General features: G+C 33.0%; 27 protein-coding genes and 1 tRNA gene. 6 read left to right on the top strand and 22 right to left on the bottom strand.

The features are described from left to right. Positions 1-98 precede the first annotated feature (98 nt). Both bshB1 and JC605_RS12085 read left to right on the top strand, forming a co-directional pair. Positions 99-815 (top strand): bacillithiol biosynthesis deacetylase BshB1, encoded by a 717-nt coding sequence (gene bshB1, locus JC605_RS12090; protein ID WP_198856436.1) that lies wholly within the window; start codon positions 99-101, stop codon positions 813-815. A gap of 79 nt (positions 816-894) precedes the next feature. Further along, positions 895-968, top strand: a tRNA-His gene (locus tag JC605_RS12085). Positions 969-1,149: 181 nt separating this feature from the next. Here JC605_RS12085 and JC605_RS12080 read toward each other — a convergent pair. The 7 genes from JC605_RS12080 to JC605_RS12050 form a co-directional block, all read right to left on the bottom strand. Further along, positions 1,150-2,004: a neutral zinc metallopeptidase gene (locus JC605_RS12080; RefSeq protein WP_198856435.1), complete on the bottom strand. Its 855-nt coding sequence runs from the start codon at positions 2,002-2,004 to the stop codon at positions 1,150-1,152. Between the two features lie 162 nt (positions 2,005-2,166). Beyond that, positions 2,167-6,219 carry a PAS domain S-box protein gene (locus JC605_RS12075; protein ID WP_198856434.1) on the bottom strand — a complete coding sequence of 1,351 codons (4,053 nt, stop codon included), beginning with the start codon at positions 6,217-6,219 and terminating at the stop codon, positions 2,167-2,169. 91 nt (positions 6,220-6,310) lie between these two features. Next, positions 6,311-7,108: a hypothetical protein gene (locus JC605_RS12070; RefSeq protein WP_198856433.1), complete on the bottom strand. Its 798-nt coding sequence runs from the start codon at positions 7,106-7,108 to the stop codon at positions 6,311-6,313. Between the two features lie 118 nt (positions 7,109-7,226). Next, complete coding sequence (locus tag JC605_RS12065) at positions 7,227-8,555, bottom strand: aldehyde dehydrogenase (protein WP_198856432.1); 1,329 nt, start codon at positions 8,553-8,555, stop codon at positions 7,227-7,229. Between the two features lie 76 nt (positions 8,556-8,631). After that, entirely contained in the window at positions 8,632-9,321 is a 690-nt protein-coding gene (locus tag JC605_RS12060) for an RluA family pseudouridine synthase (RefSeq protein WP_198856431.1), read from the bottom strand. 164 nt (positions 9,322-9,485) lie between these two features. Continuing rightward, a complete protein-coding gene (gene panB / locus JC605_RS12055) occupies positions 9,486-10,304 on the bottom strand; it encodes a 3-methyl-2-oxobutanoate hydroxymethyltransferase (RefSeq protein ID WP_198856430.1) in 819 nt (272 codons plus the stop codon). Between the two features lie 192 nt (positions 10,305-10,496). Next, positions 10,497-11,924 carry an L-serine ammonia-lyase gene (locus JC605_RS12050; protein ID WP_198856429.1) on the bottom strand — a complete coding sequence of 476 codons (1,428 nt, stop codon included), beginning with the start codon at positions 11,922-11,924 and terminating at the stop codon, positions 10,497-10,499. A 291-nt stretch (positions 11,925-12,215) separates the two neighbouring features. Between JC605_RS12050 and JC605_RS12045 the strand changes: the two genes are divergently transcribed. The 4 genes from JC605_RS12045 to JC605_RS12030 are packed head-to-tail and all read left to right on the top strand — an operon-like array spanning position 12,216 to position 15,641. Next, positions 12,216-14,363, top strand: a complete 2,148-nt coding sequence (locus JC605_RS12045; protein ID WP_198856428.1) for a cation:proton antiporter — start codon at positions 12,216-12,218, stop codon at positions 14,361-14,363. A gap of 12 nt (positions 14,364-14,375) precedes the next feature. Continuing rightward, on the top strand, positions 14,376-14,834 hold the full coding sequence (locus JC605_RS12040) for a hypothetical protein (protein WP_198856427.1): 459 nt from the start codon (positions 14,376-14,378) through the stop codon (positions 14,832-14,834). A gap of 3 nt (positions 14,835-14,837) precedes the next feature. Next, positions 14,838-15,263 carry an SMI1/KNR4 family protein gene (locus tag JC605_RS12035; protein ID WP_198856426.1) on the top strand — a complete coding sequence of 142 codons (426 nt, stop codon included), beginning with the start codon at positions 14,838-14,840 and terminating at the stop codon, positions 15,261-15,263. Positions 15,264-15,278: 15 nt separating this feature from the next. Further along, a complete protein-coding gene (locus JC605_RS12030; RefSeq protein ID WP_198856425.1) occupies positions 15,279-15,641 on the top strand; it encodes a glyoxalase in 363 nt (120 codons plus the stop codon). A 1-nt stretch (position 15,642) separates the two neighbouring features. Here JC605_RS12030 and JC605_RS12025 read toward each other — a convergent pair whose 3' ends face one another. From JC605_RS12025 to JC605_RS11955, 15 genes are all read right to left on the bottom strand, one after another. Further along, the gene (locus tag JC605_RS12025) at positions 15,643-16,326 is read right to left on the bottom strand and encodes a 2'-5' RNA ligase family protein (protein ID WP_198856424.1); all 684 of its coding nucleotides are present in this window, start codon (positions 16,324-16,326) and stop codon (positions 15,643-15,645) included. A gap of 8 nt (positions 16,327-16,334) precedes the next feature. Then, complete coding sequence (locus tag JC605_RS12020; RefSeq protein ID WP_198856423.1) at positions 16,335-16,703, bottom strand: iron chaperone; 369 nt, start codon at positions 16,701-16,703, stop codon at positions 16,335-16,337. Between the two features lie 272 nt (positions 16,704-16,975). Continuing rightward, positions 16,976-17,443, bottom strand: a complete 468-nt coding sequence (locus JC605_RS12015; RefSeq protein ID WP_198856422.1) for an SRPBCC family protein — start codon at positions 17,441-17,443, stop codon at positions 16,976-16,978. An 82-nt stretch (positions 17,444-17,525) separates the two neighbouring features. After that, positions 17,526-18,107, bottom strand: a complete 582-nt coding sequence (locus tag JC605_RS12010) for a TIGR00730 family Rossman fold protein (RefSeq protein ID WP_198856421.1) — start codon at positions 18,105-18,107, stop codon at positions 17,526-17,528. Between the two features lie 92 nt (positions 18,108-18,199). Then, positions 18,200-18,727: a GNAT family N-acetyltransferase gene (locus JC605_RS12005; RefSeq protein ID WP_198856420.1), complete on the bottom strand. Its 528-nt coding sequence runs from the start codon at positions 18,725-18,727 to the stop codon at positions 18,200-18,202. A gap of 94 nt (positions 18,728-18,821) precedes the next feature. Next, on the bottom strand, positions 18,822-19,946 hold the full coding sequence (locus JC605_RS12000) for a lactonase family protein (RefSeq protein WP_198856419.1): 1,125 nt from the start codon (positions 19,944-19,946) through the stop codon (positions 18,822-18,824). 174 nt (positions 19,947-20,120) lie between these two features. After that, positions 20,121-21,224 carry an MBL fold metallo-hydrolase gene (locus JC605_RS11995; protein WP_198856418.1) on the bottom strand — a complete coding sequence of 368 codons (1,104 nt, stop codon included), beginning with the start codon at positions 21,222-21,224 and terminating at the stop codon, positions 20,121-20,123. Then, complete coding sequence (locus tag JC605_RS11990) at positions 21,221-21,646, bottom strand: DUF1801 domain-containing protein (protein ID WP_198856417.1); 426 nt, start codon at positions 21,644-21,646, stop codon at positions 21,221-21,223. Before JC605_RS11990 ends, JC605_RS11995 begins: the two co-directional genes overlap by 4 nt. 5 nt (positions 21,647-21,651) lie before the next feature. Beyond that, positions 21,652-22,692: a serine hydrolase gene (locus JC605_RS11985; protein WP_198856416.1), complete on the bottom strand. Its 1,041-nt coding sequence runs from the start codon at positions 22,690-22,692 to the stop codon at positions 21,652-21,654. A 56-nt stretch (positions 22,693-22,748) separates the two neighbouring features. Beyond that, positions 22,749-23,117 carry a nuclear transport factor 2 family protein gene (locus JC605_RS11980; RefSeq protein ID WP_198856415.1) on the bottom strand — a complete coding sequence of 123 codons (369 nt, stop codon included), beginning with the start codon at positions 23,115-23,117 and terminating at the stop codon, positions 22,749-22,751. Positions 23,118-23,196: 79 nt separating this feature from the next. Continuing rightward, complete coding sequence (locus tag JC605_RS11975) at positions 23,197-23,406, bottom strand: ArsR family transcriptional regulator (protein WP_198856414.1); 210 nt, start codon at positions 23,404-23,406, stop codon at positions 23,197-23,199. A gap of 1 nt (position 23,407) precedes the next feature. Next, the gene (locus JC605_RS11970; protein WP_198856413.1) at positions 23,408-23,824 is read right to left on the bottom strand and encodes a hypothetical protein; all 417 of its coding nucleotides are present in this window, start codon (positions 23,822-23,824) and stop codon (positions 23,408-23,410) included. Between the two features lie 44 nt (positions 23,825-23,868). Beyond that, positions 23,869-24,783 carry an AraC family transcriptional regulator gene (locus tag JC605_RS11965; protein WP_198856412.1) on the bottom strand — a complete coding sequence of 305 codons (915 nt, stop codon included), beginning with the start codon at positions 24,781-24,783 and terminating at the stop codon, positions 23,869-23,871. A gap of 12 nt (positions 24,784-24,795) precedes the next feature. After that, positions 24,796-25,692 carry an NmrA family NAD(P)-binding protein gene (locus JC605_RS11960; RefSeq protein ID WP_198856411.1) on the bottom strand — a complete coding sequence of 299 codons (897 nt, stop codon included), beginning with the start codon at positions 25,690-25,692 and terminating at the stop codon, positions 24,796-24,798. A 103-nt stretch (positions 25,693-25,795) separates the two neighbouring features. Continuing rightward, positions 25,796-26,281, bottom strand: coding sequence for an SRPBCC domain-containing protein (locus JC605_RS11955; protein ID WP_198856410.1), 486 nt, complete (start codon positions 26,279-26,281; stop codon positions 25,796-25,798). Positions 26,282-26,329 lie beyond the last annotated feature (48 nt).

The raw sequence follows: 26,329 nt of genomic DNA, 5'->3' as shown, positions 1-26,329 counted from the left end.
TGAATTATGAGTTTTCAGTCAAAGTCACAGTTTTCAGTTACTGAGACTTAATATTGCAGCTGTGGCTAAACTTGAAACAAAACAAACAAAAAGAGAAAATGAAACTAGATATATTAGCATTTGGTGCACATCCAGACGATGTAGAATTAGGTTGTGCTGGAACAATTTTAAAAGAAGTTTCCCTTGGGAAAAAAGTAGGCATTGTAGATTTAACACGTGGTGAATTAGGAACACGTGGAACTGCAGAAATTAGAGATCAGGAGGCAAAAGATGCGGCTAAGATTTTAGGTGTTTTAGTACGCGAAAATTTAGCAATGCGCGATGGCTTTTTTGTGAATGATGAAAAACATCAATTAGAAGTCATAAAAATGATACGTAAATACAAACCTGAAATTGTATTGTGCAATGCAATAGACGATCGCCATATTGATCATGGAAAAGGAAGCAAACTAGTTTCTGATTCTTGCTTTCTTTCGGGATTAATGAAAATTGAAACTTCGATTGATGGAGTACAGCAAGAAGCGTGGAGACCTAAAATTGTTTATCATTATATTCAATGGAAAAATATTACTCCAGATTTTGTTGTAGATATTACAGGATTTGAAAAAAAGAAAGTAGAAGCGATTTCTGCTTATAAAACCCAATTTTACGATCCGAATTCAAAAGAACCTGCAACACCAATTACAAGTAAAAACTTTTTTGAAAGTCTAAATTACCGCGCGCAGGACTTAGGAAGACTAGTTGGGAAAGATTTTGCAGAAGGTTTTACAGTTGAAAGATGTTTGGCAGTCAATAGCTTAGAAAATTTGATATAATTTTTATGAAAATTTTTCATTTTTTTCTTTGTAGAACTCAACCTTTGTTCTATATTTGCACTCGCTAAGCAGAAAAATGGTGGTTGTAGCTCAGCTGGTTAGAGTAGCGGTTTGTGGTGCCGCGGGTCGCCGGTTCGAACCCGGTCAGCCACCCAGAAAGAAAGCCTTGAAGAAATTCAAGGCTTTTTTAGTTTAAAGACAAAACTTTCAAATGTTTAAAATCCAAATATCAAAGTGTCTCAACTTGATGTTTGGATTTTTTTTTGATTTCATGAAAAAAGCACAACTGGTAGGGTTGTGCTTTTTTGGTTGGTAATTATTTGGTTTTTATGTATTATCTAATTTCTTCAAATGTAGTTCCTTGTTTAATATCTCCAGTTGTAAAACCTTTCTTAAACCAATACATTCTTTGTTCTGAAGTTCCGTGAGTAAAAGAATCAGGAACAACATGTCCTTGCATTTTGCTTTGAATAGCATCGTCTCCAACAGCATTTGCAGCACTTAAAGCTTCATCTATATCTCCCACATCAAGATCTTTCTGGTTATCGTGTGCCCAAACTCCAGCATAAAAATCAGCTTGTAATTCTAAGGCTACAGATAATTTATTAGCTTCTGCATCGCTTTTTCCTTGCTGCATTTGACGCATTTTAGAAGATGTTCCCATTAAGGTTTGAATATGATGGCCAATTTCATGCGCAATAACGTATGCAATCGCAAAATCGCCTCCTTTTGCGCCAAATTTAGTTTTTAACTCTTCAAAAAAATCTAAATCCATATATACTTTGCGGTCGCCTGGGCAATAAAAAGGACCTGAAGCAGATGATGCTCCGCCGCAAGCAGTTTGTACAGCGCCTTTAAAAAGAACTAATTTTGGTTTTTCGTAGGTCATTCCATGTTCTGCAAAAATCTTTGTCCACGTATCTTCATTGTATGCAAGTAAAGTCCTTACATATTCGCCCATTTTTTTATCTTCCTCGCTTAGAGGAGCTGCAGTTTCTGTTTGTTGGGATTGTCCACCTTGCATTTGTTCTAGAATTGGCGCTATTTGCTGACCTGTTTCACCGCCAAAAACATTAAGCAGTAAAATAATAATCCCAATAACTCCACCGCCGACTAGTGCTTTGCCACCGCCAGAAATTGATCTTCTGTCTTCTACATTGTCACTTTGTCTTCTGCCTTGCCATTTCATATTGAATTCTTTTTAATCTGGTTATTAAAACGTTGTACGAATTTATAGATTTTTTATGATAAATTTCACAATCGGAACATTAAGTTTTCAGTCTCATTTTTTTGTTTTTTATCAAAAGCAATTTATTAAGGCTGTGACTCAAACTGAGATTCAAAAACTAAATCATCCTAGCCATTTTACTAATGCTTCTTCAACTGTTCCTTTCATGATTGGTTTAGAAATGTAATCGTCCATTCCGGCAGAAATGCATTTATTGCGTTCTTCTTTTTCAGCACCTGCCGTAACGGCAATTATCGGAATGTCGCGCCCTTTTTTAGTATTTCTAATGGCTTTTGCAGTCTCATAACCATTCATTATTGGCATTTGAATATCCATAAAAATAAGGGTTGGATTTATTTTTTCAAATTGTTGAATGGCTTCGTACCCGTTTTCGCATTCGAAAATAAAGGCATTATGGTATAAGTTTTTTATAATTGTTTTAAGAAGAAGCATGTTTACCTTGTTGTCTTCTACAATTAGAAAAGTAATATTATTGTCGTTTGTTTCGATCTCATCAGAATCTAGATCGATATCTAAACTTTTAAGCTCGGCATTATATTTATCATTTATACTTTGATTACTTGTTTTTAGATTTAAATCAAAGAAAAAAGTGCTTCCTTCGTCAATTTTGCTTTCCAGCTGTAAACGACTTTCCATTAAAGCGAGCAATTGGTTAGATATGGTTAAGCCTAATCCGGTTCCTCCAAACTTTCTTGTTGTAGAGCTATCTTCTTGTAGAAAAGCTTTAAAGATTTTCTTCTGATTTTTTTCAAGAATTCCAATTCCAGTATCGATTACGGCAAAACGAAGCACGCAATTGTTGTTATGGTTCTTTTCTAAAACCGAAACGTTTAATTTGATAGATCCTTCGGTTGTGAATTTAACAGCGTTTGAAAGCAGATTAATCAAGATCTGTTTGAGACGAACAATATCTGTCCAGATATATTTGGGAACATCAGGATCAATGTTTAATTCAAGTTCCAGATTTTTTTTGTTCGATTCGTAAACAATTAAATCAAAAACTTGACCTAAAATTTTTTTAATATCATATAGGTCAATAAACAGTTCCAGTTTTCCTGCTTCAATTTTTGAGAAATCCAAAATGTCATTTATAATTTCAAGAAGAGAATGAGCTGATTGGTTAATCGTGGTCATGTATTTTTCTTGAATTTCCTCCAATTCCGTTTTCATTAATAAGTGTGTAAAACCAATAATTCCGTTTAAAGGAGTTCTAATTTCGTGCGACATATTAGCCAAGAAGTCAGATTTTGATTTGTTTGCCGCTTCAGCCAGCTGTTTCGCTTTTATAGCATCTTCTATTTCTTTTTTACTTGTAATGTCAAAATAAATTCCGCCAACAAATTCAATTTCATCATCTCGTTTAATTACATCTCCAAATTCTTCAATCCAAATAAACTCGCCAGTTTTGCGTTGAATGCGATATACATTATGCAAAGGCATTCCATGCTGTAGATTATCGATTTGATTGTTAATTACCTCTTCTTTGTCATCTGGATGAATTAACGATAAGAAAGATAAATTATTTTCAATAAATTCAGATTTTGAATATCCCGTAAGATTTAAAACTTCATCGTTTAAGAATATTTTGGTAGAGAAGGCATCAAATTTTGATAGATAAACTGTGCCAGGAATGTTGTTTGCAATCAGTTTAAATTTCTCTTCACTTTCAATAATTTTAGTTTCGTTTCGGTTTCTTTCTAGAGCAGACGAGATATTATTTGCTAATACCTGAAAGATGTTTATTTCGTCTTCAGACCATTTTCTTTCAGTAGTGCAGTCGTCAAAACCAATAAAACCAGTAAATAAATCGTTAATGTAAATTGGCAGAATTAAGATCGATTGAATTTCATTATCTATAAGTAGTTTTTTGAAAAAACCATCATTAAGATTTCTTGTAAATGTGTTTAGAATTTTTCTTTGCGAAGCAACATCATAAATTTCTTGAAGATTTTCTTCTGTCATATGGTGCAGAGGAGTAATTTGATGGACAACACCTTCACGCGACCATTTATATTTTTGACTAACAGTATTGTAAATCGGATCCTTTTCGTAGTAATACATATGATCTACTTTGGCTGCTTTTCCAATAATTTGATAGGTTTCCTGAAACATCTGATGAGTAGTTTTGCTCAAGAGAAACTTTTCGGTACATAGAGAAAGTGCAGACAAGAGCTGACTTTTAAGTTCTAATTTTCTTTCTGCTTCTAAACGCATTTGTGAAGAAATTGCAAGTGAAATTACATCAGAGATAGTTCTCGCATAATTAATGTCTTCATTATCCCATTCTCGTTTTTGTTCTGTGCTTTCAAAACAAGCAACGCCTGCTAATTGTCCCGTTAAGAAAATAGGTACATCTAGCATTGATTTGATATTGTTTTTTGTAAAATAAAGCTTTTGAAACTCAGAGGTTTCCAGTTTGTTGAATACGTCTGGCGCGTTAATAATGGCTTTGTTGTTTAAGGTTTCAAAATAAATAGGATAGGATTCTTTATTTAAGATGTTTTTATCGCTTAAACTTTGATTGTCTATGCTAAAAAGGTTTTTGCAGGTAATTAAATCATTGTCGTATTTCCAGAAACTTACGCGGTTCGTATTGCTTATAGAGGCGGCTTCTTTTAAGATTAAATCTATAACCGTATTTAAATCATCGTATTTGCTAAAGTCTGTCGTAGATAATTTTTTGGTTGAATTATTATAGGCCTCAATTTTTTTAAGACGTCTTTTTTTCTCGTTTTCGATGTTTTTCTTCTCGGTAATATCTCGCGCAATTCCAGAAAATCCAGCCGTTAATCCTAAGTCGTTTTTTCGAACAATAATTTTTTGTGAAATCCATATTTCATCACCATTCTTCTTCAAAATAGGAATTTCGATAATCGGATAATTATTTTCGTTAAGCACCAAATTTTCATAAAAATCAACAGCACTACTGATATAGTTATCATGAATGAAATTAGAATAATGCTTTTTGATTATTTCGTTTTGAGTGTATCCAAGAGCAGAAATGCCAAATTCATTTATAAAAGTAAAATGACCGTCAGCATCGATTTCAAAAATAATATCTGTTGCCGTTTCAATTAGATTTTTATATTGATCCTGAACAATAACTTGTTCTGTTACGTCTTGTCCAATGCTAATAATTAGGTCGTCTGAGAATTTTTTATCTTTCCATTGAATGTATTTATATTCACCGCTTTCGGCTTTTAATTTTCTAATGTAAAGTTTGTTTTCTTGATTTCTAACAAGATTTAATTTTTCGTTGGATTCTAAATTTTCAGTCAATTCCCAGAATTTTAAACCCATAACCTGATCAGGTTGGTATCCTAAAATAGGGGTTATGGTTTCGCTGCAAAAAAGTATTTCACCTTTTTGGTTGGATGCTATTGTAAGCGAATTTCCTTTATGAACAATTTCGCTTGCAAATCTAAAATTGTCTCTATTGTCTAATAAAACTGCATATTTTACTTGGTTTATGATGAAAATAAGGATGCAGAAATTGATTAATAAAATAGAAGATTTTATTGGAATTAGCTGAAATGCAACTGTTGCTATTAAAAAGCCAAATGTTAACGCAACAAAAAGCCAGTATATTTTTATGGGCTTAAGTATGTTGTAAGAAAAGAAAAATGAAATCAGGAAGACAATAATTGGTACAACATCACTGCTTAAAGTGACAATGTTGTAAGCAACATAACTGATATAAACAAAGAAGCAGGAAATGAAAATCTGTTGAATGTGATCTCTTACCCATTTAATTTTGTTTGTTATAGTGTAGATAACAAGAACAAAAATACCAATTAAAACATTGACTATTAATAGACTTTTAGGTCTAATTTTAAAGATCTCATTTATGATCTCAATAATAATAACTGCAATACCAAAAAATAAAATATAAAGCTGATATTCTCTGCCAACGGTATCTTGTTCTTTCTTTTTTTCGATGAAGTATCCAATTTTAGCTTTAATTCTAAAAAATTGGTAAACTAGAAGCGACAGAAATGCAAAGAGCGATAAACCTAAAACAAAAAGCTTATGGTTATTGTAGTAAATTATGTCTGAATTAAATACATACCACCTAGTCACAATCGATTCGAAGGTACTTCCAACAGTGGAAATTCCTGAAAGAATCAAATTGAAAAAACTACAGTTTGCGGCCATAGAATTTGGGGGTATGTTGGTTTAGTAAATAGCGTTTTGAAAATTCTTAAAAAGAAGTGGTTAAGTTCTCTGAAATTAAGAATTTTCTATTTTAATCTACATTGTATTTTCCAATTGAATCAATTGAATCTTCATCTTCAGATTGTGTTCCAAAAATGGCAAAATAGGTCGCGTAAATCATTGAACTATTAAAAACAACAGTGAAAATAATCCCCACGCAACAACCGATAAAACCAACCATTGAACCAAGGAAACCTATGATGAAAAAAGCAAATATATTAAGTGGGTTTTTTGTAGCGATAACTAAGCTCGATTTTATAGCGTCTATAGCCCCAAGGTTTCCAAAAACAATTAACGGAATTGATAGAAACATAAAGTAAGAAACCATAAATGAAACTAAATTTCCAACAAATATGATTCCTGCACTTTCAATTAAATTGGCAATAGCAGTTCCGAAAAGGGCAGGAATAAAGGCTGCAACAAAAATTTGCCCAAAATATGGTGATTTGTAATAAGTGAAGATAGTAGAAACATTAAATTCTACATCTCTGTCTGCAGAATCTGCCATTTTTAGAAAACCAGCACCAAATGGAGCTGTTATTCCTGCAACTATAGAAACGGCAACAGTTTGAATTACAAGCTGAATAGTAGTGAATTGTTGGTTTTCAAAATTTTGAATAAAATCTTTTGAGATTGCTTCAGCTCCATAATAGGCAACCATTATGCCCATAAAAGCTACAGCTGCAATAATTGAAAATACCAAGATGATTAGCCCAGAATAAAGTGCTATTTTTTTATAATTTTCGAAGGCGTGATTAAAAACTGTAGCAAAATCAAGGGAAAAGCCATTTTTTTTAATGTCCTCAATTTGGTCAAGTGTAGATTTCATTTATGTAAGATTGTTTTATAGACTTGTAATATTTGAAAGGTATCTTGACGTAAATATAATATATTTAATCAATTCCGTATAAAAATCTACAAAACATTCCGAAATGTTTTTAACTGATTTATAGCCAGTCTAGAATTCGTTTTATTGGGCCCAGTTTATCCTTATATGGCGCATAACGCATTGGCAAATCAAGCCAATTTCCTTTTTTTACAATTGCTTTATGATGAGAAAATGTATCGAAGCTTCGTTTGCCATGATAAGCACCAATTCCGCTATGCCCGACACCGCCAAAAGGCAGTCTATTGTTAGAAAAATGAATAACCGTATCGTTAATGCATCCGCCTCCAAAAGAGTATTTTGAAATTAATTTCTTTGCAAATGAATTATTTTCGCTAAAAATGTAAAATGAAAGAGGTTTCTCATAACGGCTTACAACCTTTTCAATATCATTTTCATTTTCATAAACAAGAATTGGCAGAATAGGCCCAAAGATTTCTTCTTTCATAACAGCGCTATCTAAATCTGGTTCTTCAAGAAGAGTAGGTGCAATATAAAGTTTATTGGCATCGCTTTCTCCACCAAATAAAACATGTTCGCCTTGAATCATATTGGTTAATCTATACCAGTTTTTCGTATTTATAATTCGTGCAAAATCAGGAGATTTATCTACTTTCTTTCCATAAGCTTTTATGATTTCTTCAATCATAAAAGAAATGAAATTAACTTTCATGTTTTTCTGAATTAGAATATAATCTGGAGCAATGCAAGTTTGTCCTGCGTTTATAAATTTTCCCCAAACAATTCGTTTTGCAGCCAGTTTTAAATTGGCCGTTTGATCAATAATGCACGGGTTTTTCCCGCCTAATTCAAGAGTAACTGGCGTTAAATTTTCTGCTGCGGCTTTTGCAACAATTTTTCCAACAGCGACACTTCCTGTAAAAAAGATGTAATCCCATCGCTGCGCCAGTAATTTATTAGAAACATCAACTCCGCCTTCAAAAACTTCAACATGATTAACATGAAATGTTTTTTCTATAATTTTTGCAATTACAGCAGAAGTATGAGGTGTAAGTTCAGATGGTTTTAAAACAACTCTATTTCCTGCGGCGACAGCAGCAACAAGAGGGCATAAAGCAAGTTGAAAAGGATAGTTCCAAGGAGCAATGATTAATACATCGCCATAAGGTTCTTTGTAAATATAATCGGTAGAAGGAAAATTAAGCAGTGACGGAAAAACACGTTTTGGTTTTGCCCATTTGTTAAGGTTTTTGATAACATCTTTAAGTTCTGAAATGACATAATTGGTTTCGGTCAAAACAGCCTCAAACTCTGGTTTTTTAAAGTCATCATATAAAGCTTTTACAATTAAATCTTCGCTTTTTTGAATATTATACAATAACTTTTTTAGAGTTTCCTTTCGATATCCGATGTCGCTTTTAAAGTCCATTTTACGATTAGCTTGTTTTTTTCTCCCTGCAAGTTAATCGATAAAATTTAAAAATTTAACAATTAAATCATAAAAATCATACAGCATTCCAAATTGGATCGTCTGGAGTAGGGGCAATAATTGTAATATTCTCTTTTGAAACCGGATGTACAAAAGTCAGTTTTCGAGCATGAAGATGAATTCCGCCATCAGGATTGCTTCGATCTGCTCCGTATTTTAAATCTCCTTTAATCGAAGATCCGATTGCACTTAATTGAGCACGAATTTGATGATGGCGACCTGTATGCAAATTGATTTCTAATGCCGTATAATTTTGAAGTTCTTTGATTATGGTATAATCTAAACTAGCCAATTTGCTATCTGGAACTTCTTTTAAATGAGCTTTAGAAGTATTATTTTTTTCATTTCGTTTTAAATAATGAATCAGTTTTGCTTTTGCTTCTTTTGGTTTGTTTTTTACAACAGCCCAATATGTTTTTTTAGTCTCACGATTGCTAAACAATTCATTCATTCGAGACAAAGCCTTACTCGTTCTAGCAAAAACCACAATTCCCGTTGTAGGTCTGTCTAATCGGTGAATGACGCCTAAGAAAACATCACCTGGTTTGTTATATTTAGCTTTAATATATTCTTTTACAACATCAGACAAAGGTTTGTCACCCGTTTTATCTCCCTGTACAATATCACCTACACGTTTATTGACCACGATAATGTGATTATCTTCGTGTAAAATTTGGAGATTATTTTTATCTGAAACAATTTTCATTTTGAAGTGAAATTTTAAATTGAAAAGTTTGGCTAAAGCCTTTAATATGTGTTAAAAATAAACCTCCAGCTAAAGCTGGAGGCAATTCAAAAATCTTTGAACCTTTGTTCCCTTGCCCTAAAAACTTAGAACCTTAGCAACTCAGAACCTTAGTATCTTAAAATCTAATATTGTTCATTAGCATTAGGAAAATCACTAGACTTAACATCTGCTGCATATTGACCGATTGCTTTAGTCATTTGGTCGTAAAGGTTTAAGTAACGACGTAAGAAACGCGGACTAAATTCATTATTCATTCCTAACATATCGTGAATTACTAAAACTTGACCGTCTACGCCACCTCCAGCTCCAATTCCGATTACTGGGATAGAAATGCTTTCTGCTACTTTTTTAGCAAGTTCTGCTGGGATTTTTTCTAAAACAACAGCAAAACATCCAACTTTTTCAAGCATTTGAGCATCTTCAATTAGTTTTTCAGCCTCTTCTTCTTCTTTTGCGCGAACACTATAAGTTCCGAATTTGTAGATAGACTGAGGAGTTAAACCTAAGTGTCCCATTACTGGAATACCAGCATGTAATATTTTTTTAATTGATTCTTTGATTTCTTTTCCGCCTTCTAATTTTACAGCATGAGCACCACTTTCTTTCATAATTCTAATAGAAGAACGTAAAGCTTCTTTTGGATCAGATTGGTAACTTCCAAAAGGCAAGTCAACTACAACCAAACCTCTTTCTACAGCGCGAACTACAGAAGAAGCATGATAAATCATTTGATCTAAAGTAATAGGTAGAGTTGTTTCGTGTCCAGCCATTACGTTTGATGCCGAATCACCAACTAAAATTACATCGACACCAGCGGTATCAACGATTTTTGCCATTGTATAATCATACGCAGTAAGCATAGAGATTTTTTCTCCGTTGCTTTTCATTTCTATTAATGACTTTGTTGTGATTCTTTTATAATCTTTTTTTGCTACTGACATTTTAATGTTTTTTTGATATTGTAAAAGTATTGAATAAATGTAAAACAGGAATTAGCAATTGTAGAATATTTCGACAGAAAATAGTTTTCGGTCTTTAAATTCTAATCAAAATTGCCTGTTTTACATTATAATAAAATAATTATGCAGCTTATGTATAAGTATTAATTTGTAGAATTCTTGATAACTTAAAGTTTAGCAGTCGGCCATATTTACGGCAACCGCCAGACCTCCTTCAGAAGTTTCTTTATATTTTGAATTCATATCTTTTGCTGTTTCCCACATCGTATTAATTACTTTGTCTAATGGAACTTTAGCATTTTTAGAATCGGTTTCTAAGGCCAATTCAGCAGCATTTATTGCTTTAATGGCACCCATTGTATTTCTTTCGATACACGGAATCTGAACCAATCCGCCAATAGGATCGCAAGTTAAACCTAAATGGTGTTCCATTGCAATTTCTGCTGCCATTAAAACCTGAGCAGGAGATCCGCCCATTAATTCGCAAAGCGCTGCTGCAGCCATAGAAGACGAAACGCCAATTTCTGCCTGACAACCGCCCATTGCGGCAGATATAGTTGATCCTTTTTTGAATATACTGCCAATTTCGCCAGCAACCATCAAAAATTGTTTTATTTCTTTTTCGCCTGCATTATGGTTTTCAATTACCATGTAGTACATTAAAACAGCAGGAATTACACCTGAACTTCCATTAGTTGGAGCAGTAACTACACGGCCTAAAGAAGCATTTACTTCGTTCACGGCAAGTGCAAAACAGCTAACCCATTTTAAGATTTGGCGGAATTTAACTTCGGTTTTTCTAATTTCTTCCAGCCAGCTCTGCGGATCATTATAGTTAGATAATCCGATTAAGTTTTGATGCATGTCAAAAGCTCTTCTACGCACATGAAGTCCGCCAGGAAGAATACCTTCAGAATGGCATCCAATATACATACATTCCAGCATCGTATTCCAAATGCGCATTAATTCAGAATGCACTTCAGCTTCTGGACGCATCGAAATTTCATTTTCGTATACAATTTCAGAAATCGATTTGTTTTCAGTAATAGTATAATTCAATAATTCGGCTGCGTTTTGAATTGGGTAGGGAAATGCACATTTAATAGCCTTTTTTTCTTTGGCATTTGTACGTTCTTCTTTAACCACAAATCCTCCTCCGATAGAATAGAAAGTAGATTCATATTCAGAATCATCAGACTTGTAAGCCGTAAATTTTAGTCCGTTTGCATGAAACGGAAGAAAATCTTTATTGAAAACAATGTCTTGAAGAAAAAAGAACGGAATCACTTTTTGGTTTCCCAAATTGATTTCGTTTGTCGTTTCGATTTTTTTAATAATACCAGCAATATCTTCGACAGGAATATACTCAGGATCTTGTCCACTCAATCCGAGCATAACGGCAAGATCTGTTGCGTGGCCTTTTCCAGTTAAAGAAAGTGAGCCATATAAATCGACTTTTACCCTTGTGATATCCTCTAAAATTGCTTCGTCTTTCAACTCTTCTAGAAAGCGTTCGGCAGCGCGCCAAGGACCTAAAGTGTGTGAGCTTGAAGGGCCAACGCCAATTTTAAGCATATCAAAAACAGAGATACATTCTTCCATTGTTCAATTTTTGTTAAGACAAAGATAATCGAATAATGCAATGATGATTTCTTTTTGAGTGTTAATCTTGCGTATTTGTTAAAAAAAATATTAAAATTTAATAATTCGGCAACGAAATAAATTTAAAACCTTAATATGCACTTTCCGTAAAAAGTTCGTGTTTTTTCGGTATTTTTGTAGAAGAACGAGGCGCATTGCTTGGCTCTTAATATTAATACTTCCTGGAATTTTGTTTTAATTCTGAAATGTCTTTTTACAAATGTTAATGCCACAAGAAGATAAAGTTACCATATGATAGAATTTTTCAGACATCTATTACAAGAATTCGAATTACCTCTAAGCAACCCAGTATTAATTTTTTCGTTAATACTATTTATAATCCTGCTTTGCCCAATTTTATTAAAAAAGATCAATATTCCTGGAATTATCGGACTTATCATTTCGGGTGTTATTATTGGCCCGCACGGATTAAATATTCTGGCAAAAAACTCTGCAGTCGATTTATTTTCGACAATCGGGCTTTTGTATATCATGTTTATTGCGGGACTAGAATTGGATATGAATGAGTTTAAGGCCAATCGTAACAAAAGTGTTCTATTTGGATTTTTTACCTTTATTCTGCCACTTTCAATAGGATTTCCGGTTTGTTTTTACTTGTTGAAATATGATTTTAATGCCAGTTTCTTAACAGCGAGCATGTTTGCAACCCACACTTTGGTTGCTTACCCGATTGTAAGCAAGTTGGGAATTGCTAAAAACCAAGCGGTTGCCATTACAGTCGGCGGAACTATTTTGACCGATACTGCAGTTTTGATTATCCTAGCGGTAATTATGGGAAGTAGTCAAGGGAATTTGAATCAGGCATTTTGGGTTAAATTAATTGTTTCTTTAGCCATTTTTTCTGCGATAATGTTTATGATTATTCCACGTGTTGCAAAATGGTTTTTTAAGAAATTAGAAAGTGAAAAACACGCTCATTATATTTTTGTGCTTTCTGTGGTTTTCTTTGCCGCATTTTTGGCCGAGGTAGCAGGAGTAGAGCCAATTATTGGTGCATTCGTTGCAGGTTTAGCGCTTAATCCATTAATTCCACATTCTTCTGCGTTGATGAATAGAATTGAATTTATTGGAAACTCCTTATTTATTCCATTTTTCCTGATTTCTGTTGGAATGTTGGTAGATGTAAGCGTTATTTTAAGCGGACCAACAGCTTTGATCGTAGCGGGAACTTTGAGTGTTGTAGCAATTTTTGGAAAGTGGATCGCAGCATTTTTTACTCAAATTGTTTTTAAATACACTAGAACAGAAAGACAGCTTATTTTTGGATTGAGCAGTGCGCACGCAGCGGCAACTTTGGCAGTAATTTTAGTTGGTTTTAAAGCTAAAATCTTAGACGAAAATATTTTAAACGGAACTATCATCCTAATTCTTATTACGTGTATCGTAGCTTCGTTTGCAACTGAAAAAGCAGCGAAAAAAATTGCCATCTGCGAAGAAGAAATTTCACATGAAGACGCCGACAAAGATCAAATTTTAGACGAACATATTTTGATTCCGTTAGCAAAATCTTCTGCTGCGGCAAGTTTATTAGATTTTGCTCTTTTGATAAAAGATAAAAAATCATCTAATCCAGTTACTTTATTAACGATTGTTCCAAACAATAATCAGGCAGAAAAGAACATTTTAAAATACAGAAAAGCAGCCGATAAATTTGTAATTCAAGGATCGGCTTCAGAAGTAAAAATTAATACGATTGCCAGAATCGACCATAATCCTGCGAGCGGAATTGCAAGAACGTCAAAAGAAATTATGTCGGATATTGTGATTGTGGGCTGGCCAAGAAAGACTGGATTTATTGATAAAATCTTCGGAGAGAATGTAGATTCGATAATAAATAATGTAGATAAGACTTTATTTATCTGCAGGTTTCAAAAGAATTTTATTGAAGAAAAAAGATTGGTTTTTATTTGTCCGCCGTTTTCAGAAAGAGGAATTGGTTTTCATTTGTTAATGCAGAAAGTGAGCCGTTTGTCACAAGAATTAAGCATTCCGATTGTGATTTATGCTGAAAAGAAAACGCATGAAGCTATTCAGCAAATTGGTTCTAATTTAAAACTGAACAGTAAATTTGGTTTTAAAAATGTTTCTGATTGGGAAAATTTTGAAGTAATTTCTGAAGACATAAAACCAACCGATTTTATTATTGTCAATTTATCTCGAAAAGGTTCTGTTTCTTATCAATCAATCTTTGATAAATTGCCAACAAAGTTTGAAAAGTATTTTGATAGCAATAATGTAATGCTTGTTTATCCGCAAGACGACAGAAAAGAAAGCGCAATGGATGCTTACGAAGATTTTACTGCATCGCCTTTAGCAAAAGGTATTGAAGCAATAGAACAAATCGGGCGTGGTTTAGGAAGTATTTTGAAGAAAGGTTAAAATCGAATCTTCATGAAAATTTCAACTATTTTGCTTGTTTTGGCTCTCACTTTTATTTCTTTGAATTGCAATAAAGTTAAAGAAGATGTGAACTTAAATTCTGAAATAGCATTTAAAAATGATAGCGTTGTAAAACCTGTAAAAATAGAATTGCCTGAGAGTTTTGACGAATTCAATAAAAAATTCCATTCTGATTCTCTTTTTCAGGTTTCGAGAGTTGATTTTCCGATTGAAGGACAGCATGTTTCAGGTTTTGAGCAGTACAATTGGACAAGAAAGAATTGGCAGTTTCAAGCAATTCCCGTTGCCGAAAAATCGGAAATAGAAGAATATCAGCATTCATTAGTAAAAACCGATACCTTAATTACAGAAAGATTTTGGATTCCTGACAGTGGTTTTGAAGTGGAAAGACAGTTTAAACTCATTCAGAATAAATGGTTTTTAATTTATTATAACGACATAAATTTATAGTATATGGAGACTTTAGATGAGATTTTGCAGAAGTATCGTTTTCCTAAGAGAAAGATAGAATCTTCAGTTGATATTGAAGATATTCAAGCACATTTAAAATTTGATCTTCCTGAAGATTATGTTTTTTATGTCGAAAATTATCTTGGAATCGATCAGTTTATTGGAGCTGAGTTTATAAAACTTTGGAGCCTAGAAGAAATTATTGATGCTAATTTGGAATATCATATTTTTGAAAAACTGCCCCAAACATTAGCAATAGGTACAAATGGAAGTGGAGAATTTATTGGAATTGAATTTGAAGATGATAATTCTTTAAAAATTATTCTTTCGCCTTCTATAGATTTGGACACAAAGTATCATGTTGAAATAGGAAATTCATTTACAGATTTTCTCCTTCGACTTGATAATGGAGTGGAATGGTTTTTATAAATTTAAATGGATTATATGAATCACAATGTTAAATCTATCAGACCGTTTATTGGCGCTAAGAACTTTGAAGTTTCAAGAAGTTTTTATCGTGATTTAGGGTTTGAGGAAACAGTTTTAGAATCTAATTTTTCAGTTTTTAAAACAGGAGAAATCGCTTTTTACCTCCAAGATTACTACGATAAAAGCTGGATAGAAAACACTATGATTTTTCTCGAAGTGGATAATGTCGAACGATATTATAGCGAACTTTTGTCTCTAAATCTTCCTGAAAAATATGAAGGAGTAAAATTAACTCCGATAAAATATTTAGATTGGGGGAGTGAATGTTTTATGCACGATCCTTCGGGAGTTTTATGGCATTTTGGGAAATTTAAGTGAATCACCTCAATCCAAAATCACCTAAAACGCGTGTCGTACTTTTACGCTGATACCAATCATTGTAAACCAATTCTAAGTTTTTAACCTCAAATTCTCCAAAATCATAATCACGAAATTTTTCGGCTATTTCTATTAATTTTTTCGGATCATGGAGTTTTTCCTGAAAACGCATTACAGTTGAATGTGCTGTAGATATAGAATAACGGCTGTCGATACTTTGTTTTAATCCTGAATTTTTGAAATTTTCACGAAGTCTATTTCGTAAATTATTTAGAGTTTCATCGCTTGGAAATCCTTGAATCATAAGAGCAGACGGAGAAGCAGTTACTCCTTTAAAATGAATTTGAATTTTCTCAACATCAACAAGGCTTCTGCATATTACTTCTATATATTCCTTTGCCGATATCTGATTTAAAGTAAAATCAGAAGAACAAGAAATAATAGACATAACTGTAATATGAATATCTGAATCAGGGTAAAAATATTGCTCAGGTTCTGCTTTTCTTAATTCATTTAGGAAAGTGTGAATATTTGCTTTTATTTCATCATTTGGGCGAATAAGCAACGTGATTCCAAAACGAGAATCGGATTCATTTTTAAGTTCAGAATCAATTGAATATTTTCCTGTCGAAATAATCTCAGAAGAGGTTTTGTAAAGTTGGTCGTAGTGTTGGGTTAAATTCATTTGTGGTTTTATTTCTTTTTGGCTTTTGCCAGATTTTCTTTGACTCTAAATTTTACAATTTCAGTAATTAAGTCATAAGGCATTGGGTCTTTGAGAGGAAATTGTACAGAACCTTTTCCCGATTTATATTTAGAGAGTTTTGCAGCAAAAGCTTCATGTCCGCTTGGCAAAGCATAAAGTCCGATATGGTTTTTAAAAGCAGCAAAATAAACTACAATTCCATTTTGCTCAAAAGCTGGCATCGAATAACTGATTTTCTCTTTTGCATCAGGCGCTGCTTTCTGAATCGTCATTCTTACTTTTTCCAAAATTTCTTGAACATCATTAGGAAATCCGCCAATGTATTCATCTATATTTTCTGGTTTTTTAACTTCCATGACATTTTTTTGTTTCAGGTTTCAAGTTTCAAGTTGCTTTTCTTTGTGGCTAGTTTTCTAACCGCAAAGGGCGCAAAGTTATTTTATTAAGAGACTAAACAGAATCTAGATATAAAGTTTGCAAAGTTTTGTACAGATAAAGCTTTGTGGACTTTTCGTTTTAGTGACTCTTAAAATACTTAGCAAGCTTTGCGTAAACCTTTGTGTTCTTTGCGGTAAACACACACACACACACACACACACACACACACAGATTTTGCGGTTAAATAAGATTAAGCAAGTCCTTTTGGAAAACGATCCAAAACCAAATTCAGTTGTAAATTATGTTCTAAATAAGCTTTTGCTCCAGCCAAAACCAAAGTAAAGCCTTCAGTCGAATTACGAACCTGATCTATAATTTTATCGGTGTCTCCATGAAAACCAGAATTGGTAATACTTACAAAAGTTTCACTTTCGTTCAACGGATTAAAAACCCATTCTACCAATGTAATTTCGTCAGGATTTCCCCATTCAATAACAATTTTTTTATTTTCTTGAAGTACAATTGTCGTAACAGAAAGAGAAAAACCATACATTTCCCAAGTCCATTCTGTTTTTTGATTTTCTTCTAATTTTCCAGATCCTTTTGTAAACCAAAATTTACTTGTAATCTGCGGATCAATAAAAGCCTGAAAAACTTCTGAAACAGGCTTTCTTATCAGCATTTCTGCCTTTGCGTATTTGTTGTTTTCTGTTTTCATTTTGTTTGAAGTTAATTAGTTAGATCTAACGAGGAAATGTAAATATAACTCTAAAATTTGTATTGAGATCTTAAGTTCTGACTTATAACTTTTTTTTATCAATCCACTTTCCGACAGTGGGCGCAGTGTAATTTTTCATTTGATCTAATAAATCGTCAATAGAATCGCTAACCAAAAGCATTTTTTGATTGACTTCTTTCAATAATCCTTTTTCTGTCATAGTTTGCAATAGCGTTATTAGAGAATCATAATAGCCATTTACATTCAAAATTGCGATTGGTTTTTTATGCAAACCTAATTGCGCCCAAGTCAACATTTCGAAAAGTTCTTCTAGAGTTCCAAAACCACCTGGAAGTGCGATTACACCATCACACAAATCGTTCATTTTGGTTTTTCTTTCATGCATGCTCTCGACCAAAATCAATTCGGTTAGGCCTAAATGTGCAATTTCTTTCGATCTTAAAAAATTAGGAAGCACGCCAATTACTTTTCCGCCAGCACTTAAAGCTCCATCAGCGACAGCGCCCATTAAACCGACATTTGCACCACCATATACTAATTCTATATTTTGTTTGGCTAAGGTTTTGCCTAAATTGGTTGCTTGTTCTTCGTAAATTTTTTCAGTGCCAAAACTTGAAGCACAGAAAACAGTTATTCTTTTCATTTTTTGAGTTTTTTGAGTTATGAATTATGAGTTATGATATAAATTACAAGTTATCGTCAACTCAAAATTCATAACTCATAACTCATAATTTTCTATAATTTTTTCTTCAATTCATATTCAAAATATGGTACTTCACGACCATTAACCGTAAATGTTAACTCGTTGATTTTTTTGGCTCCAAGTTTTAAAACGGCTTTTTGCGAACGGAAGTTTTCTGCTCCAATATGAAAAAGTACCGAATCAACATGCTCAAATGCGTAATCGATCATTAATTTTTTGTTTGAGTTGTTGTACGGGCCGCCCCAATATTTTCGGGTAATAAAAGTGTAACCAATGCTAATATTCGATTTTTCTGGATTGTAATCGTAGAAACTTGTTGTTCCCATTATTTCATTGGTTTGTTTATCGAGAATTAGGAACGGACTTTTTGTAAGTATTAGATCAAAATAAGCTCTAAAAACATCTCTTTGATGTCGATCCTTCGCAGGATTTTGTTCCCAAATTAACGGATCGGAAGCTGCTTTAAATAAGGCTTCAAAATGTTTTTCTTCTAACGGAATTAACTTGGATATTTCATTTTCTAAGAAATCTGGCTGTAAATTGAAGTTACTTATTGTCATATTTTTTTAATTATTTAATAATTTTTAACACAAAGTTTGTCATTTCGAGGAACGAGAAATAACAAGATTATCTATAATATACCTTATAAGAAAATTAAATCTGTTTAATCTGTACGCAAGAAACATTCTCCATTTTTACTTCTTTTCCCATTTTCTTTAATAATCCAGTTTTAGAATCTCTTTTAAAAACAATTACATTTCCCGTTAAAACATTCGAGGCAACCAAAAATTTCCCGCTTTCATCGAGAGCAAAAATTCTCGGATGTTTTCCTAGAGTAGATTGATAGCCAATGTTTTTTAAAAGACCATTTTCATCGATAGAGAAAATAGCAATATTGTTTTCTTTGCCACGATTTGTTGCGTATAAAAATTTTCCATCAGGAGAAATATGAATATCAGAACTTTCAAAGCCATCTTTTATTTTATCTGAGTGTGTAGCAATGCGTTGGATTTTATTTAAAACACCATTTTCATAACTGTAAACGCTTACTTGTCCAGCCATTTCTTCAATGCAATATCCATATTTTTGATTTGGATGAAAGGTTAAATGTCTTGGGCCAGCTTCTAAATCGGTTTTCGTAAACGGATTTTTAGTTTCTACTAATGGCTTTTTCAGATTTTCATCAAAAGCATAGCAGCGTATTTTGTCGGCTCCTAAATCGGGTAAAAACAAATAATCGCATTGTGGAGAAAATACCGCCGAATGTACGTGAGATCTAGTTTGTCTATCTTTATTTACGCTTCCGTCCATATACTGAAAATTCTGGGCAATCGAATCGATTTTACCATTTTCTAAAATAGGATAGACAGAAACACTTCCTTCTGTATAATTGGCATTGGCAAGCCATTTTCCGTTTTTGTGAACACTGACATAAACAGGATTTTCGCCACCGCTTCTTTGACTGTTCAAAAAAGTCAAAGTTTTTGCTGACGGATTAAATTCAAAACTGCTTACGCTTCCTGCATTTGGTGTTTTAGTGTCTGTGCAGGCATAAACATATTTTCCGTTTGGCGAAACCGTCAAATAAGACGGATTTATAATGTTTTTGACTGAAGTAAATTTGGTCAATTTTCCGTTTAAGGTATCCAATTGATATACTTGAATAGCTTCAGCAGTTTTATCACGATTGTAAGACCCTAAAAATACATAGGTGTTTTGAGAAAAGACATTAGTTATTAAAAGGAAGAAAAAAGATAGAAATATTATTTTTGGTTTCACGGTTTTTAGTTTGTTTCAGGTTTTAAAGTTTCATGTTTCAAGTTTTGCTCACTTTTGTCAGGGTGAGGGAAGTCGAAGCCCTAGTGTCAATTGGATCGCCCTTCGACTTCGCTCAGGGTGACATTGCATGAATTTATAATTCGGTTTAGAATTCATAATTCATAATTCATAACATTAGTTAACCCCTTTCCACCATTGTTTAAATTCTTGTTTATCATTTTTCAATTCAACAATTTCGCCAATCATTGGTGTAATTAACGGAATCGGATTTTCAGACAAACTATTCAATTCGGTTACTTTTTTCAAAGGTTCGTCCCAAGCGTGAAGAGATAATGAAAACTTAGAAGAATGTACCGGAAATACTCTTTTTGTTTTCAGGTCTTTCATGGCTTTTATTACATCTTGAGGTAAATTATGAATATATTTCCAACTTTCGTTGTATTGTCCGTTATCAATTAAAGCAATATCAAACGGTCCGTATTTTTCGCCAATTTCGGCAAAATGCTTGTCGTAGCCACTGTCTCCGCCCAAATACATTTTAAAATCCTTGCTTTCTAAAACAAAAGAAGTCCAAAGCGTATTACATCTTTTAAAACCTCTACCCGAAAAATGTCTTGATGGCGTGGTGTGAATTGTTAGATTTTCATCTAATTCTATTTTAGAATACCAATCTTTCTCAATAATATTTTCAGAAGGAAATCCCCAGAATTCCAGGTGCGAGCCAACACCAAGAGCAGTAACAACTTTTTTAGTTTTAGGTTTTAATTTTAAGAAGGTATCGTAATCCAAATGATCGTAATGATCGTGCGTGATTAGCAAATAATCAATTTCAGGGAGATCATCGACCGTATAAATATCAGTTCCTTTAAACGATTTTGTTGTTCCTGGAATAGGAGAGGCGTTCCCGCTAAAAACGGGATCTATTAAAAAGCGTTTTCCTTCCAACTGAATAAAATAAGACGAATGCCCAAACCAAACTAAAACATCCTGATTTAATGCGAGTTCTTTTAAGTTGGTTTTTACTGACGGAATTAAATCTGTCGGAATTTTTCGATCTACTTTCTTGAAGAAAAATTCAAATAAAACTCCAGCCATAGTTTTGCCTTCGGCGAGATCGGGTGTAAAGCTCTGGTTTTCGAATTTTCCGTTTTTATATTGCGGCGAATTTTGAATTTGAACCAGTCTTTCTCCCGAAGGTGCTTTTCCGAATTTTGGGTGTTGAAGAAACATATAAATTGCAAAAGCAATCAGGAATAATAGAATTAGGAATGTTGTCATTTATTTTGAGGATATAAATTTTGGGTATATTCAATTGAAAGTAAAATTATCTTTTTTAAGATTTCAATATCAATATCTGTGAGTTTTTTAATGTAAATGCATGCCTTAGACGAAGTATGTTTTCCAAGTTTAGATAAAAGTTCTTCTCTTTTTTCTTCTGGCAGATAAAAATAAACGGTCATGGCTGTTTTTCTTGGTGAAAAACCAGCCAACGGAGCATCACCTTCGTGTCCACTGTCGTATTTGTAATGATAGCTTCCAAAACCAATAATGCTTGGTCCCCACATTTTGGGTTCAAAACCAGTTGCTTCTTGAATTATTTTTAGAAGTTCAAAAGCATCATTTTTTTTAACTTCATTTTCGACAGCGTTAATAAAATCAGTAACGCTACTTTGAGTTTCTGTAGTTTTATTTTTTGCCATTTTGTCTACGATTTACTTAATAAATCACTTTTAAAAAGAATGTTTTTGATTTTAAATTCAGAAGCATAAAACAAATTAGAATCTTCGGGCATCTGATTTTCTAAAACAATTAAGCTTACATCACTGTCAGGAAAATACAAGTTTACAGCAGAAAATCCGTTGCCAAGGCCAGTATGTCCAAAATATTTTACGGGTTCTTTTTCGATAATTCTTAAACCGTAACCGTATCCTTCTTTTACTTTTCCGAAAAAGTTATGTTGATTTTGAATTGTATACGATGTCATTAATTTGTATGATTCGGGTTTTAGAATTTTTCCCTTGTGAAGGTTGTTATTCCAAATTAAAAGATCATTTACAGTAGAAACAAGACCGCCTGAAGGCACTTTGTATGGAGATATTAAATTATTTTCTGCTTTTTCTAGATTATTACCGTTAGAGATGTATCCTGTAACTAAATTTTTATCGCTGTCTTTTGAATAGCAAAATGTATTATTCATTTTAAGCTTTTTAAACAGCTCATTTGCTAGTTCTGAATAGCTTTTTTTAGATACCGATTCGAGAATTTGACCCAATATAGGATAACCCTCATTGCCATATTTAAAATCGCTTCCTGGTTTAAAAAGTAAAGGTTTTTGTAAATCAGTGATTCCATGTGAGTGGTTTAATAACTGATGAACTGTAATAGTATCTGCCCATGTCTGCTTTAAATTGGGTAGGTATTTTTTTATTGGAGTATTGAGATCAATTTTACCTTGTTCTACTTCTTTTAAAACCAAAGCAGCTGTAATTTGTCGGGTAATAGACATAATTTCAAATTGGCTATCTAGGTTTAAAGGTTTTTTGGTTTCAAAATTCGCAAATCCTTCAGCCTTTGAATAAACTGTTTTGCCATTTTTCGCAATCAAAATCACACCGGTAAATTTCGGATTGGTGTTTTGAAGTAAACTATCAATACTTTTTTTATAATTGTCTTTTGTTTGTGCTGAAGAATGGCAACTGGTTAAGATTACTAGTAGTAATAAGGAAATTTTAGGGATTAAGTTCATTTATTAATTGTGAATTGTAAGTTGCAAATTATGAATTGTTTGTAATTTATCATTAGTTAAAACATTCCGTTTTCGTTAATAGAATCTTTTGGGACAGGTTGTCCTAGATCCCAAAGTTCGACGATTTTATCCGATTCGAATTTGAGAATATGCACAACAGCAAAACCAATATCTGAAGGCGTTTGTTTGAGGTGCGAATGCACAGCAACTAAGTTATCGTCTTCTAGAATATGATGAATTTTAAAAACCTTATTCGGATTTGTTCTGGCAGATTCTTCCATGGCAAGCATTAAAGTGTCTGCATCGCCTTTGAAATAGGCGTTGTGATGTTTGAAATTCTTTCCGACATACAATCGAAAACCTTCGTGAGGGTGCCCTTTTGCTGCTAATTTCAAGAAGTTTTTAGCGATTTCTTTCCTAGTCATGATTCAAGATTTAAAAGCAAACTAAGTTAAGAAATAAAGCGCTACAAATTTTGCAGAAAAGGATTGTAAATTTATAAAATTAAAGGGCTTCCGATTTTATTTTATTCAGATCTACGCCTAGTTTTGTAAATTCTTTTTCGCCCAATTCGGTTATGTAGAAATGCTTGTCTGTCGAATTGTTTTTTGAAATCCATTTTTTAGATGCAAATGTCTCTAAAAGCAATTCTCCCAATTTGCCACCAATATGTTCGTAGCATTTTTTTGCTGGTTTTATTGTTTTGTCGCTCATATTATTTTTTCTTTTTTAAAGCAATTTTAGAAGCTAAATATGCCATCGGAATATAAGCAAAAATTAAATCTGCAAAACCAAACCAAATAGGAGAAGGCAAAGTAAAAACCGTAACTATACCGCCAAATAAAAAGAAAGCTCCAATAGCGAAAGCTAGTTTTGTTTTGTGTTTAATTGCGGCAACAGCAGTTGTCAACGCTCCTGCAAAAGTTCCGATTGCGTGTGCTAAAAATGGAAAAAGAAAATGCTTTGGTTCAAATAAATGCATGGTTGCCTTTAAGCCTTCGGTAGTGCTAACATCTGCACCATTTGGAGCCGGAATTATAGAGCCGCTTAGTAAAATGATGCTCATATTGACAATACTGCCAATAACTAAACCTGCAATTACAGCCAAAGTATTTCTTAAAAATGGATTCATAATTTTCGCTTTTTAAGCTAACGAATTTATGAAAAATAAAGCAATTAGTTAAATGATTGTCTGAATTCTAAAGGCGAAGTATTTGTTTTGGTCTTGAATAATTTACTAAATGATTGCTGATGTTCAAAACCAAGTTCAAAAGCAATTTCGCTAATAGATAACGTAGTGGTCGAAAGCTTTTCTTTTGCTTTTTCAATCAATTTGTTATGAATGTGCTGTTGTGTACTTTGACCCGTATGCATTTTTAACAATGCACTTAGATAATTGGGAGAAACGTTTAAATTTTCGGCTATAAAGTGTACCGTCGGAAGTCCTTTCTGTTTTAAAGAATCATCAGAAAAATGGTCTTCGAGCAATTTTTCTAAACGCGCTAAAATCTGATGGCTGCTGATTTTTCTAGTAATAAATTGTCTGTTGTAAAATCTTTCAGCGTAAGTCAAAAACAATTCAATTTGTGCAATAATTACATCTTGGCTAAACTTATCAATATTAGACTGGTATTCCTGCTGAATATTTTTTATGATGTCTATTAGCATATTTTCTTCTTTATCAGAAAGATGAAGCGCTTCATTGACTGCATAACCAAAGTAATCATATTGTTTGATTTTCTGCGCAAGCGGTGTATTCCAAAGAAAATCAGGATGAATCAATAATGACCATCCTGTGTGTTGCATTTCGTTATTTCCTTCAATAGAAAAAACTTGTCCTGGCGAAAGAAAAATTAAAACTCCTTCTTTAAAATCGTATTCCTGCTGACCATAACGCATTTTTGCGTTGGCATTTCTTTTTAAAGCAATCGAATAAAAATCTAGCACTAAGCTTTTTGGTTCTTCGTCATTAAGATATTTTAAATCTTCAAAATTGTAAACGCTCACCAAAGGATGTTCGGGTTTTGGCAAATTTCTAAAATCATGAAATTCGCTTATTGTTTTAAATCGAAGAGGTTGCTGATTTGCCATAATACAAAGTACTTAATTTTGGTTGAAAATAGAAGCAAATTCTTTTGCATAATCTGCCAGTTTTGTTTTTCCTAAAAATGCAGGACGATTTCGATAATAATCTTCACCAAGCAAACCGCTGTAAAGTGCAGCATACATTTCTACCAAACCTTGTGCAATTTTAGGTTGCATTCCAACAGCAATTAATCCGTTTAGTGTTTCCTCGTCACTTATTAATTTCCATTTTAGATCTGGATTGCCAATTACGTCGCCCAAAATTTTTGCGGTTTGATCTCCAGTAAGCTCTTCGCTTGCTACATAACGTATTTTTTTTCCGTCGAGCGGAGTTGTAAGTTCTTCTGCAATAGCTTCAGCTATATCGTTTGGAGAAACCCAAGGAATTAATTGATCTGCTCCATAATTAGCGGCTATAACTCCTTGATTTTTAATCATCGGAATATAAGCCAACAAATTGTAGTAAAAAGAAGTTGGACGCATAAATGTTATCGAAACATTTGAAAGTCTGTTTAGAACGGCTTCGATTTCATTATAACGCTGAATGATTCCAGAACCTTGCTCTAAATGCGCACCAATACTGCTTAAAAACACTACGCGCTTTACGCCAGATTTTGAAATGGCTTCTGCATAATTATTTCCAATTGTGCGAGTAAAAGCATCTAAATCAAGATTCGGATCAAAATAATTTGCACGCGGAATCATACAATATACAGCATCTGCTCCTGTAAAAGTTTGAGTTAAAAAATTAACGTCATTTACTGAACCAATTGCGGCTTGCGCTCCAAGGTTTTCAATTTCCGATTTTCTTTCACTACTGCTTGCAATTACTGTAATTTGATGTCCTTCTTTTATTAAAGCTTTCGCTAAAGGTTTGCTAATGTTTCCTAAAGAACCTGTAATTATAATTTTCATACTATTATTTTTTTTGATGATACAAAGTTGCGCATCATTAGAGAAATAGATTTAGCCAAATCTATGATTGACGTAGTCTAAAATAATAGTATGAAAAGTGATTTTATTTTTCGGATAATTTTCTTTCCGTTTCAATTTGAGGCTTTCCCGTTGCGTTTGGTTGGCCTTTTCCTGTTTCAATTAGTTTTTTCAAACTATTCTCGATGTAATTACTCCAGCCTGCTTTGCAAACATCAAAACATTCATATTCTGGAACCAAACCAATATGTGTAAAAGTGAGTTTTGTTTTGTCATCTTCTTTTGAGATATCAAAAACTGCTGTTGTATTAGTCCATTCTGTATCATCTTTCGTGAAGCTGAAATAATTTTCTTCAATGAGCCAAACAATTTTCTGATTCGGAATTACTTCAATCAATTTTATTTTACAGCGATGAACATCTTCATAATGATATTTAAATTCATCGCCTTGATTTGCTGTTTTTCCTTCAATTTCTTCAGACCACCAGCCGCGAACATTTTGTATGGCTTTAAAAACTTCTTCTGGCGATTGATTGACAATTATGGTTGTGGTAAAATCGTGAGTATTCATAATCAATTGACTTTTAAATTAGTAAAGTAAAATTACAATCTAAAAATC

It is taken from the genome of Flavobacterium sp. IB48 (assembly GCF_016405855.1).
GTDB lineage: Bacteria > Bacteroidota > Bacteroidia > Flavobacteriales > Flavobacteriaceae > Flavobacterium > Flavobacterium ginsengisoli.
This window is presented reverse-complemented; position numbering and strand designations above follow the sequence as displayed.